The sequence below is a fragment of the Rhizobium sp. SL86 genome, from assembly GCF_026672545.1.
Lineage (GTDB): Bacteria > Pseudomonadota > Alphaproteobacteria > Rhizobiales > Rhizobiaceae > Neorhizobium.
Genome location: NZ_JAPPRJ010000001.1, coordinates 575,862 through 588,317, shown reverse-complemented (window position 1 = coordinate 588,317; position 12,456 = coordinate 575,862). Strand labels below are relative to the sequence as shown.

The window sequence follows — 12,456 nt, the reverse complement described above, 5'->3', positions numbered from 1 at the left end:
TAATTTTGTGTAGATTTGAGGAGCGGGAAACGAAAAATATGATTATATGCGGCGACTTTTGCGGGCGCATATCCGGAAATTCGTAGGTTCAGATTAAGGGGAATTTACCCGGTGCGTCATTCTGGGCCAATGGGATCTGCCGTAACGCAAAACGCCGGCCTCTCGACCGGCGTTTCCGTATCAGTGAATGGCCGCCTCAGCTGGCTCGGCGCATTTTCTGGGCCATGGTGTTGAGGCTGCCGGCATCCGCCGTGCGGAAACCGCGGATCAGCTCCAACAGGTCGCCGGTATCATTGGCCAGCACTTCCGCCGAAGCCGTGGTTTCTTCGGCCATCGCCGCGTTCTGTTGTGTCGCCTGGTCCAGCTGGTTGAGCGAAGACGAGATCGACCGCAGCGTCGTGTCCTGCTCCTGGGCGCTGTGGGCGATACGCGAGACGACCTGATTGGCGCTTTCGATCTGGTTGGAAATCCGCTTCAGCGCCTCGCCGGCCTGGGCGACCAGCTGTACGCCCTGTTCCACCTGACCGCCGGAGCGGGAAATCTGGTCCTTGATCTCCTTGGCGGCGGCCGCGGAACGCTGGGCGAGTTCGCGCACTTCCTGCGCCACGACCGCAAAACCCTTGCCGCTTTCGCCGGCACGCGCTGCTTCCACACCGGCATTCAGCGCCAGAAGGTTGGTCTGGAAGGCGATCTCGTCGATCACGCCGATGATCTTGGTGATTTCGGCGGAGGATTGTTCGATGCCGCTCATGGCGCTGATCGCCTGTTCGACGATCGTATCGCTCTGGCGGGCCTCGGCGCTGATGGTCTGCACGCGGCTCGCGGCTTCCTTGGCACCATCCGCCGTCTGGCGCACGGCAACGGTCAGTTCGTCGAGCGCCGCGGAGGTTTCTTCCAGATTGGCCGCCTGACGTTCGGTGCGCTGGGCAAGCTCGCTCGAGGCGCGGCGGATCTCTTCCTTGGAAACGCCGATGTCATTGCCCTTCAGGTTGACGCGGCTCATTGCCTGTTCGAGGCGGGAGAGGGCATCGTCAAAGTTCTGCCGAAGGCCGGCATATTTGGTGCCGAGATCGGCACAGCGGACGGTCAGGTCGCCCTGCGACAGTCGCTCCAGTGCATGGCCAATGGTGGCGACCACATGCGCCTGGGCTTCCGCCTCCTGGTGTTCCTGGGCCGCGCGTTGCTCGCGTTCGGCATTCAGCTGGGTTTCCTGCTCCTTCTGGCGGGCGGCCATGGCGTGGCGCTCGCGCACCTTTTCCTGCAGCGCCGCCGTCGCCTTTGCCATCATGCCGATCTCGTTGCGCATGTCGGTATGCGGAATGGTGATCGTGGTGTCATCATTGGCAACGGCACCCAGCGCATCATGAATGGCGTTCAGCGGCTTGGTGATGCCGCGGATGACGAAATAGGCGCCAGCGAGAGCGGCCAGGAACAGCGCCAGCGAGCCGCCGACCGTCTTGATGATCGTGTCGCGCACTTCCGCCCGGAGATCGTCGATATAAAGGCCGGTCACAACCACGATGCCCCAGGGTTCGAAGGCCTTGCCGTAGGATGCCTTGGGATAGCTGTAGTCGGTGGGATCCTTGCCCGGCTTCGGACCCATGAATTCCACGTATCCGCCCCCGGTGCGGCCGAGCTTCACCAGTTCATCGCGGTAGAGATACCCGGTCGGATCCCCCTTGCCCTTGCCGGAGGTGCCGATCAGCTTCTGGTTCGGGTGGAACATCATCACCACGTCGTAGTCGTAAGCGAAGAAGTAACCGTCCGGCTCGAAACGCATCTTCAGAAGCTGCGCATAAGCGCGCTTCTTGGCGTCGTCCTGGCTGAACTCGCCAGCCACGGCGCGGTCGTTATAATCCTTCAGAACGGAAAGTGCGGTTTCGACCTGTGTCCGCAGCATCTCGTAGCGCTCATGATAGATGGCTGCCGTCGAGGAGCGGATCTGGTAATAGGTCATGGCGGCAAACACCGCCATCATTGCGCCGACCAGCAGGAACAGCTGGAGCGAAATCTTCATGTTTCTCATCGGATCACCGCCGTGTGTGCCATCGCGCCGGAGCTTGTGCCCGTGATGGTGCTGCGTGAGTGGACGGCGCATCCTGCGCCCGACGGATACTGCAGCGCATCCCGCCCCGGATAATGGGGGAGAATGCTAAACATTTTCATAATTTCCTAATTAAGTAAGCTGTGATTGAGTCGCAAACAGAACAGCAACTTCAAGACGCGGAGCTGCCGGACAGGACGGTGGTCGATCCGCGTCGATGACCGGGACTGCCCCGGTCGTGGTCGTTAATGGCTGGGGCGCAGCTCAAGACCGGGGAAATCCGGCGGTGTCGCCACGTCCGCTGCCACAGGTTTTGCGGATGCCGGATCGACGACGGGCTCAGAACTGACTGCCGAGGTGGTGGCCTGCATGTCGACACCATCCCCCTTCATCGGAGCGCCTTGGCGCCCGGCAATGGCGCTGCGCTCGTTGTCGATGAAGACCGGGTTGAGGCTGACAAAGGTGACGGGCGAGCCGCCCATCCAGGCTTCGGTGCGCATCAGGGCCGGCTTGCCGCCGCGTTCCTTAAGCTCGAGCCGCTGCTCGCCGCCAGGAAGCTCGGGCACCTTGTAGGTCGGTTCCTTGATGGCGTGGTGTTCCTCGACACAGGCCGCGCACCGGATCTGCACCACGCTTTCCGGATTGGCGATCGGGATGGTCGAGAGATGGTCGATCGAAGAGGCCGCAGCAGGCGAGGCGGCCGCAAGTGTCAGGATCGTCAGAAGCTGGCTGTACATCGTGTCCACTCCCCAGGTGAGGCAGAGCTAGTCGGGTCGAACCACGATGGTACGGCAGCTTCCTTTCCAACCGGTCAGGGGACGGGGTTAACGGAGGGTTAAAATGTGCCGTTTCGGCGGTTATGCGCGGTCGATCGCCCGCCAGCCGATGTCGCGGCGGCAGAAGCCGTTCTCCCACTCGACCTGGTCCACCAGTGCATAGGCCTTCGCCTGCGCCTCGGCCACCGTTTTTGCCGTGGCGGTCAGGTTCAGCACCCGGCCGCCGGTCGCGACCAGCTGCCCGTCCTTGCGTGCTGTGCCGGCATGGAAGACCTTGGCGCCCTCGCGCGGCTCCGGCAGATGCGCAATCGGCGTGCCCTTGTCATAGGCGCCGGGATACCCCTTGGAGGCCATCACGACGGTCAGCGCCGTCTCGTCATGCCATTCGGCGGTCACCTGGTCGAGCGTGCCGGTCGCAGCAGCATGCAGGATCGGCAGAAGGTCGCTCTTCAGCCGCATCATCAGCACCTGGCATTCCGGATCGCCGAAGCGGACATTGTATTCGATGAGTTCCGGCCCCTTGGCCGTGATCATCAGGCCGGCGAAGAAGACGCCGGTAAAGGGAAAACCGCTCTCCGCCATGCCGCGGATGGTCGGTTCGATGATCTCCTTCATGGTGCGCTCCACCATCTCGGGCGTCATCACCGGGGCGGGAGAATAGGCACCCATACCGCCGGTATTCGGGCCGGTATCGCCATCGCCGACGCGCTTGTGGTCCTGGGCGGTTGCCAGTGCAAGGGCGGTCTTGCCGTCGGAGAGGCAGAAGAAGCTCGCCTCCTCGCCATCCAGATAGGCTTCCACCACCACTTCGGCACCGGCCGCGCCAAAGGCGCCGGCAAAACAGTCATCGACGGCAGACAGCGCCTCGTCGAGCGTCATGGCGACCGTCACGCCCTTGCCCGCGGCAAGCCCATCGGCCTTGACGACGATCGGCGCGCCCTGTTCGCGGATATAGGCCTTGGCGGGTTCCGCTGCGGTAAAACGCTGATAGGCGCCGGTCGGGATTTTGTAGCGGGCGCAGATATCCTTGGTGAATCCCTTCGAGCCCTCCAGCTGGGCGGCCGCCTTCGACGGACCGAAGACGGCAAAACCTGCCGCCCGAAGATCATCCGAAAGGCCCGCGACCAGAGGCGCTTCCGGCCCGACGACGACCAGGTCGATGCCATGGTCGCGGCAAAACGCAATCACCGCCTGGTGATCCTCGACGTTCAGCGACACAAGTTCCGCCTCTTCGGCAATGCCGGGATTGCCGGGCGCGGCGTAAAGTTTGGACAGCAGGGGGGACTGTGCCAGTTTCCAGGCCAGTGCATGCTCGCGGCCGCCGGACCCAATCAGAAGAACCTTCACGTCTCGCCCCTTTGTTGTCGCAGAGTGGAATGCCTGCGCGGTTAAGGCGAGGCAGGCAAAAGGTCAAGGCTTGCGCGGCCTGTAAAGCGGTGGCTTCCTGTGGAATCGGCGCTTGCGGCGTTGCCTTGCCACGATCTGCCGTTATGGTCCGGGCAAACAGCAAAGCAGGACGATCCATGGCCGCCGACATCAAATCCATTGCCGCAACCATCGCCGCCGAGATCAATGCACGGCCGGAACAGGCCGTTGCCGCGATCGGTCTTCTGGACGAAGGCGCAACCGTGCCCTTCATTGCGCGCTATCGTAAGGAAGTCACGGGCGGGCTGGATGACACGCAGCTGCGCAATCTCTCCGAACGTCTCGTCTATCTGCGCGAACTGGAAGCGCGCCGCACCTCGATCGTCGAGAGCATCAACAGCCAGGGCAAGATGACGGACGAGCTGGCGGTCAAGCTGGCCCGTGCCACCACCAAGGCGGAACTGGAAGATCTCTATCTTCCCTACAAACCGAAGCGTCGCACCAAGGCGGAGATTGCCCGCGAGCGCGGCCTCGGCCCGCTGGCCGATGCGCTCTGGGCCGATCGCGCCGCGGATCCGGCGAAACTGGCAGAAGCCTATCTCTCCGCCGAAGTGGTGGACGTGAAGGCGGCACTCGAAGGCGCCCGCGATATCGTGGCCGAAACCATCACCGAAAACGCCGATCTGCTGGGCCGCCTGCGCCAGTACATGCGCGACACCGCGACGCTGCGGGCCAAGGTGGTGGATGGCAAGCAGGAGGCGGGCGCCAAGTTTTCCGACTATTTCGACCATTCCGAACGCTGGGCCACCACGCCGGGCCACCGGGCGCTTGCCATGTTGCGCGGCTGGAACGAGGAAGTGCTGACGCTGACAATCGAGGTCGACCAGGACGATCCGTCGCCGATCAAGCCGACGCAACGGATGATCGCCGGCGCTTTCCAGATCGGTGACAAGGGTCTGGCCGACCGCTGGCTGATGGAGGTCGCCGGCTGGACCTGGCGGGTAAAACTCTCCATGTCGCTGTCGCTCGACCTGATGCGCGAACTGCGCGAACGCTCGGAAGAAGAGGCGATCCGCGTTTTTGCCCGTAACCTCAAGGATCTGCTGCTCGCAGCACCCGCCGGTTCGCGCGCCACCATGGGCCTCGATCCCGGCATCCGCACTGGCGTCAAGGTGGCGGTGGTCGATGGCACCGGCAAGCTGGTGGAAACGACGACCGTCTATCCCTTCCCGCCGAAGAATGATGTACGCGGCACCCAGGCAGAACTCGCCAGCCTCATCCGCAAGCACAAGGTGGACCTGATCGCGATTGGCAACGGCACCGGAAGCCGCGAGACGGAAAAGCTGGTGGCCGACATGCTGGCGCAGCTTCCCGCCCAAGCCGGCGGCACAAAACCGACCAAGGTGATCGTCTCGGAAGCCGGCGCCTCGGTTTATTCCGCCTCGGAGCTTGCCGCTGCCGAATTCCCGAACCTCGACGTTTCGCTGCGCGGTGCCGTTTCGATTGCGCGTCGCCTGCAGGATCCGCTGGCCGAACTCGTCAAGATCGAGCCGAAATCGATCGGCGTCGGCCAGTATCAGCACGATGTGGACCAGGGAAAACTGTCGCGCTCGCTCGATGCCGTCGTCGAAGATGCGGTGAACGCGGTCGGCGTCGATCTCAACACGGCCTCCTCACCGCTTCTGGCGCGGGTCGCCGGCCTCAGCCGCTCGATTGCCGATGCCATCGTCATCCACCGTGATCAGAACGGTCCCTTTGCCAGCCGCAAGGAACTCTTGAAGGTGGCGCGTCTCGGTGCGCGCACCTTCGAACAGTGCGCCGGCTTCCTGCGCATTCCGAACGGCAAGGAGCCGCTCGATGCCTCCGCCGTGCACCCGGAAGCCTATGGCGTGGCGAAGAAGATCGTCGCCGCCTGCGGTCGTGACCTGCGCGATCTGATGGGCGACAGTGCCGCCCTGAAGCGGCTCGATCCCAAGCAGTTCGTCGATGAGCAGTTCGGCCTGCCGACGGTGAAGGACATTCTCGCCGAGCTGGAAAAGCCGGGCCGCGACCCGCGCCCGAGCTTCAAGACCGCGACCTTTGCCGAAGGCGTGGACGAGATCAGCGATCTCAAGGTCGGCATGCTGCTCGAAGGCACCGTCACCAATGTCGCGGCCTTCGGTGCCTTCGTCGATATCGGCGTGCACCAGGATGGACTCGTGCACGTCTCGCAACTGGCGGATCGTTTTGTGAAGGACCCGCATGAGGTGGTGAAGGCGGGTGACGTCGTGAAGGTGCGTGTCGTGGAGGTCGATGTGAAGCGCAAGCGCATCGGGCTCACCATGCGCAAGGATGGCGGCGAAGCCGCGCCGGCCTCGATGCGGGAAAACCGCTCAGCCGGCAGCGGCAACCCGATGCGCCATGCGCAGGCCAAGCCGCAGAAGAGCGAGGGCAGCCAGTTGGGCGGCCTGGGTGCTGCGCTTGCCGAAGCGATGAAGAAGCGCTGACCGCATTCAGCGAAACGTCTTGAAACGCGGCTCGTCGAACTCCGTTCGGCGGGCCTTTCGATGTTGCGCGTTTTTCAGTCGAATCAGACTTGTCAGCCACGATGGAGGCGTTAAATTTCAGTTTAGTAAGTCAAGCTTAGTATCGCGGATAGGTGGACATGGCCTCGTCGCTTCGTACTCTGGTTGCCAAGATCATCAAGATCGGCTCGCTGACGGTGAGGGGACCGTCCGGCGAGGAAACTTTCGGCAAGGGCGGGGGCCGCAAGGTCACCATCCGCTTCACAGACGTTCAAGCCGAAGAGGAACTCGCCGCCGATCCGGCTCTCAAGCTCGGTGAGCTCTACATGGAGGGCCGGCTCCTCATCGACGAGGGGGATATTTATGAATTCCTCGCTCTGGTGAAGGACAATACGCTGAGCGAGGGCCTGACCTTCGGCATGGTCTGGCGCGGATTGTTGCGCATCGGCGCGTCGCTTTTCCGCAATCGTGTGCCGATCAACCACAACCGGCGTAACGTGGCCCATCATTACGATCTGGACGGGCGCCTCTTTTCACTGTTTCTCGATCAGGACTGGCAATATTCCTGCGCCTATTTTAATCCGCCCGGCATTTCGCTGGACGAGGCGCAGCTTGCCAAGAAACGCCACATCGCCGCCAAGCTGATGCCGGAACCCGGCCAGCGGGTGCTGGAGATCGGCTCCGGCTGGGGTGGCATGGCGCTGTATCTGGCGGAAACCTCCGGCGTCGATGTCACCGGTATCACGCTCAGCGAAGAACAGTTGAAGGTCTCGCGCCAGCGCGTGGAAAACCGCGGCCTGCATGGCAAGGTGCGGTTCCAGCTGCAGGATTACCGCACCCTGAAGCCGGAGGTGACCTTCGACCGCATCGTCTCCGTCGGCATGTTTGAACATGTCGGTCGCACCAATTATGCCAACTTCTTCCGCAAGGTGAACGAGGTGCTTTCCGAGGACGGGGTGATGATCCTCCACTCGATCGGCCAGCCGACCGTTTCCTATGTTACCAATCCCTTCATCGAGAAATACATTTTCCCCGGCGGTTATATTCCGGCCCTCTCGGAAGTGCTGCCGCATATCGAAAAGGCCGGTCTTCTCGTCTCCGACATGGAGATCCTGCCGATGCATTACGCCCACACGCTCCGGCACTGGCGGGAGCGGTTCCTCGCCCGCAAGGCCGAGGTGCTGGCGCTTTACGACGAGCGTTTCTTCCGCATGTGGGAATTCTATCTGGCGGGGTCGGAAATGGCCTTCACGCACGAGAATTTCTTCATCTTCCAGGTGCAGCTGAAGAAAAAGCGCGATGCCGTGCCGCACCATCGCGATTACATCGGCAAGCGCGAGGCCGCGTTACGCTCCTTCGAACAGGCCCGTGCGCCGCTCGATCAGATCGCCGTCTGAGGTCCTGGCCGTGACGCTTTCATGAAGTTGGCGCCATCCTTGATCGAAGACATTGCTTTTGCTCGCGAAGCTTCTAGAACTCCCAGGCATGAGCACCACACAGGACATGAGCGATCGCGTCTCTGACGCGCCTTCGGACAACTGGGTCTATCGGGTTCTTCCGCGCCCGCTCTGGCCCTATGCGCAGTTGGCGCGTTGGGACAGGCCGATCGGCTGGGAGCTCCTGATGTGGCCGTGTTTCTGGTCCGCAGCACTCGCCGCCAATGCCGATATCGCCCCCGATGGCGGCTTTTCGCTGGAGCTGAAGCTCGCGCATCTCTTCTATTTCTTCATCGGTGCGGTGGCCATGCGCGGTGCCGGCTGCACCTATAACGATCTCGTCGATCACCAGATCGACATGGAGGTCGCGCGCACCCGCTCGCGGCCCTTGCCGTCCGGACGGGCAAGCCGTCTCGGCGCAAAGATCTTTCTGGTGTTGCAGGCGCTGGTCGGCCTCGTCGTGCTCCTGCAGTTCAACACCTTCACCATCTGGCTCGGTTTTGCCTCGCTTCTTGTGGTGGCGATCTATCCGTTTGCCAAGCGCTTTACCGACTGGCCGCAGTTTTTCCTGGGGCTCGCCTTTTCCTGGGGCGCGCTGATGGGCTGGGCAGCACTTTTCGGCCGGCTCGACTGGGCGGCGATCTGGCTTTATCTCGCCGCGATCCTGTGGACGATCGGTTACGACACGATCTATGCCCACCAGGACAAGGAGGACGATGCGCTGGTTGGCGTGCGCTCCACCGCAAGGCTGTTCGGCGAACATACCAAGGCGTGGCTGAGCGTTATCTATGGCCTTGCCACGCTCTTTTTTATCATCGCCTTTGCGCTCGCCAATGTCGGAATCCTCGGCTTTCTCGGCCTTGCCGTCGCTGTGCTGATGTTTGCCTGGCAGGTTCTGATCATCGACATCGACAACCCGGATCAATGCCTGCGTCTCTTTAAGTTCAACGGTCGCATCGGCGCCGTCATCTTCCTGGCGCTGATCGTTTCGCTCGCCAGCTACAACTGATTGGAACGACCAGGCGGCCATGACGCAAAACGAAACAGGCCCGGCTGGGGGGAACCGGACCTGTTTCGCAGGAGGTATGGGTGTTCTTGGGAGGATCGCCGCTGACGTCTCAGCGGCGGGCAATGATTTCCTTGCCTTCGATCTTCATCGCCACGCCCAGGCCGCCGGTCGTGCGGCGGACCAGGAAGCGGGGACGGCGGGCGGCAAAGTAGGAATGGCGGCGGCGCGGACGTGCAGCCTGGGTGCGCAGTTCGCCGAGATGGTTTTCCAGCGGACGGGCAACGCCATCGGCTTCCACCATCAGCATCGGGATGCGGAAGGCTTCCGACCAGCTGCGCCAGTCGGCGGCGATATCGCAGAGATCATGGGCGACCAGCAGCGGAATGCACAGATCCGGATCGTCATGATGCAGTTCCAGCGTCACGGTCACGTCGCCGTTTCCGTGATCGATGGCGCGGGCGGCAACACCCTTGAAGGCGCGCGCCGGGAGCGCAAACGACAGCGGAAGCCCGCTGCCGGGTAGGATTTTGCGGAGTACGGCACCGCGCTCGTCGATGGTGATGGAGACATCGCCGGCGGCATCATGCAGCCCGTACGTGATCTGCTGGGGAAACCGCGCCGGATCGAGCCGAAGCGTTGCACCTGCCCATGAGGGTTTCAGAACCGTATTTGTCATCTCGAAACTTACCCTTGTTTTACCTGAGAGCCGTTTGCCGGTCTTCTGTCGGGACTTTGTCGTCCTCTGATGGGCTCAACATAGGCGGCGCATTTCCAGAAGCGCTTAAAAATTGCGGTTAAGAAATTCTAGCGTCCTCCGATGGTTAGCGAAAACCAAGCCATGAGGGTTTCCGTTTGGTGAAGATGGAGCGCTCTGTGTTGCGGCAGAACAGGATCAGCCTCGCGACAGGTCCGGACAAGCCTGCCGTGCGAAGGCAGGACAGCAATTCTTTAAGTTTCGTTGATGTATCATTCGCGCACTCCATCTGTGCGCACAGGAGATAAAGAGGCGTCGAAATGGTATCAACATACCTGAGCTACGATCTTGTCACGCGTGATCTGTCCGCGAGCCTCAAGCGTGTCTCGAACCAGTCGACCGTCTCCCGCGAAGCGGAATATTACAAGGAGAACATCGGCAAGGTCACCTCCGTTGATGAATTCCTCGACGATTACCGCCTCTACTCCTATGCGATGAAGGCCTATGGCCTGGAGGATATGACCTACGCCACGGCCTTCATGCGCAAGGTCCTGGAAAGCGATCTGTCCGACGAAAACAGCTTTGCAAATCTTGTGGCGGACGACCGGTATCGCGACTTTGCCACCGCCTTCAATTTCTCCTCGGAAGAAAAGACCGCGCAGTCGTCCACCCAGGTCGATGCGATGGTGGATCTCTACACAGAGACCATGGTCAGCCAGGGTGACGCCGTCACCACCGAAACGAACTACTTCAACGCGATGATGGACGAGGTCGAAAGCGTTGACGACCTCCTCAACGACGACCGCCTGCGTGACTATCTGTTCACCGCTTATGATATCGACGAACGGTATTATTCCCGCTCGCTGATCCGTGGTGTGCTGTCCAGCGATACCAGCGATTCCTCCAGCTACATCAATCAGACGCTTGGCGTGCAGCGCGATGAGCTGAACGCCAAGGTGACCGACGCCAATACGCGGCTCGAAGCGGCCACGACCGATGACGAGAAAACGGCGATCGAGGAAGAGATCGCCGGTTACGAGGCCTCGCTGGAGACCATCCAGAAATATTACGACATGGCGGATGCCTTCGAGTTCAACTCGGATGGTTCCGCGCCGTCGACGGGCGCCCAGACCGCCGACCAGAAGGCGACGGTCAACGATCTCTACGTCAGCAACCAGGATCGCGTCTCGACGGCCACGGCGCTTGCCGAAGCGGAATATTTCGAGGAAACGATTGCGACCGTCGATAACGTGTCGGACATTATCGCCGACACGAGACTGTATAACTTCATCAAGACCGCCTATGGCCTGACCGGCTCGACGGTCGTCAGTTCAACGATTGAACAGATCCTGACGAGCGACCTTGATGATGAAACCAGCTACGCCAATACATTCGCCGAATCCCGACCGGAATATCTGAAGCTCGCCCAGGCCTTCAATTTCAACACCGATGGCACGGTGGAGCTCGGAAGCGCCCAGACCTCGGCGCAGACGGAAGCGACGAAGAACCTTTATTACAGCACCTATAACGACGATCAGGACGAGGCAGACGAAACTGCGATCAGCCTTTATCGGGCGGCCATTTCCGAAGTCGACAGCGTGGATGATTTCCTGGCAGACAGCGATGTCTACAGTTTTGCATTGAAGGCCGTCGGGCTCGATCCGGACGAGGTCTCGCAGTACACGATCAAGAAAGTGCTGACGAGCGATCTCGAAGACGAGAACAGTTATGTCTACAAACTTAATGACGAGCGCTATCTGACGCTCGCCAAAGCCTTCAACTTCGGCACGGACGGTGATGTGACGGTGCCGCTGACGGCGCAGTCGCAGGGCACCATCACCTCGATCGCTTCCGACTACACGGTCATGATGACCCGTTTCCTTGACGAGGATGCGACCACCAAGGCCAAGGAGGATGCGTCCACGGAGGTCAGTTATTATTCGGAGAAGATGCTCAGCATCCAGACCGCTTCGGAATTCATCAGCGACGAGCGGCTGACGAATGTCGTCCTGACCGCCTATGGCATCGACCCGGAGACCGTCGATCAGGATTTCCTGAAGCAGGTCTTCTCGTCGGATCTCAGTGATCCGGACAGCTTCGTCAACCAGCAGGAAGATACGGTCTGGGCGGAGATCCTCGGCACCTTCAATTTCGATGCGGATGGCAACCTGACCGACGACTACAACTCCGGCACCCAGTCGCGCGGCAAGATCATCGAGACGCAGAACAAGTACACCCGCCAGACGCTGGAAGAGGAGCAGGGGGAATCGAACAACGGCGTTCGCCTGGCTCTTTATTTTGAACGCATGGCGCCGACGATGACCAGTGCCTATGACATCCTGAGTGACACCGCTTTGCTGGAATTCTTCCGTGTCAGCTTCCAGCTGCCGGACACCTTCAGCAACCTCGATGTCGACAAGCAGGCGGAACTGGTCGAAAAATACATGGACCTTGAGGATCTGAAGGATCCGGACAAGGTCAGCGCGATGGTCGAAAAATTCACCGTCATGTATGATCTGGAGAACAGTGACGCCTCCTCGTCCGCGCTCTCCATCCTGACCAGCACATCGGACAGCGCCACCATCAGCGCCGATCTGCTGACCTCGCTCGCTCAGAACTAAGTCAGGC

At 61.1% G+C, this 12,456-nt stretch carries 8 protein-coding genes; 4 read left to right on the top strand and 4 right to left on the bottom strand.

Annotated features, from left to right (window positions below):
• Positions 1-196 precede the first annotated feature (196 nt).
• From OU993_RS03125 to purD, 3 genes are all read right to left on the bottom strand, one after another.
• Positions 197-2,026, bottom strand: coding sequence for a methyl-accepting chemotaxis protein (locus OU993_RS03125; protein WP_268154797.1), 1,830 nt, complete (start codon positions 2,024-2,026; stop codon positions 197-199).
• A gap of 263 nt (positions 2,027-2,289) precedes the next feature.
• Positions 2,290-2,781 (bottom strand): plant virulence effector HPE1-like domain-containing protein, encoded by a 492-nt coding sequence (locus OU993_RS03120; protein ID WP_268154796.1) that lies wholly within the window; start codon positions 2,779-2,781, stop codon positions 2,290-2,292.
• Between the two features lie 120 nt (positions 2,782-2,901).
• Positions 2,902-4,167, bottom strand: a complete 1,266-nt coding sequence (purD, locus tag OU993_RS03115) for a phosphoribosylamine--glycine ligase (RefSeq protein WP_268154795.1) — start codon at positions 4,165-4,167, stop codon at positions 2,902-2,904.
• Positions 4,168-4,343: 176 nt separating this feature from the next.
• On the opposite strand from purD, the gene OU993_RS03110 reads away from it, so the two are divergent.
• The 3 genes from OU993_RS03110 to ubiA all read left to right on the top strand — a co-directional run bounded on the left by OU993_RS03110 (position 4,344) and on the right by ubiA (position 9,134).
• The gene (locus tag OU993_RS03110; protein ID WP_268154794.1) at positions 4,344-6,671 is read left to right on the top strand and encodes a Tex family protein; all 2,328 of its coding nucleotides are present in this window, start codon (positions 4,344-4,346) and stop codon (positions 6,669-6,671) included.
• Between the two features lie 158 nt (positions 6,672-6,829).
• The gene (locus tag OU993_RS03105) at positions 6,830-8,086 is read left to right on the top strand and encodes an SAM-dependent methyltransferase (protein ID WP_268154793.1); all 1,257 of its coding nucleotides are present in this window, start codon (positions 6,830-6,832) and stop codon (positions 8,084-8,086) included.
• Positions 8,087-8,174: 88 nt separating this feature from the next.
• Positions 8,175-9,134 carry a 4-hydroxybenzoate octaprenyltransferase gene (gene ubiA / locus OU993_RS03100; RefSeq protein ID WP_268154792.1) on the top strand — a complete coding sequence of 320 codons (960 nt, stop codon included), beginning with the start codon at positions 8,175-8,177 and terminating at the stop codon, positions 9,132-9,134.
• A 109-nt stretch (positions 9,135-9,243) separates the two neighbouring features.
• Here the strand turns inward: ubiA and OU993_RS03095 are convergent, their stop codons facing one another.
• Positions 9,244-9,810 carry a DUF6101 family protein gene (locus OU993_RS03095; RefSeq protein WP_268154791.1) on the bottom strand — a complete coding sequence of 189 codons (567 nt, stop codon included), beginning with the start codon at positions 9,808-9,810 and terminating at the stop codon, positions 9,244-9,246.
• A gap of 338 nt (positions 9,811-10,148) precedes the next feature.
• Here OU993_RS03095 and OU993_RS03090 point away from each other — a divergent pair, with 338 nt between their 5' ends.
• Entirely contained in the window at positions 10,149-12,449 is a 2,301-nt protein-coding gene (locus OU993_RS03090; protein WP_268154790.1) for a DUF1217 domain-containing protein, read from the top strand.
• The last annotated feature ends 7 nt before the right edge of the window (positions 12,450-12,456 follow it).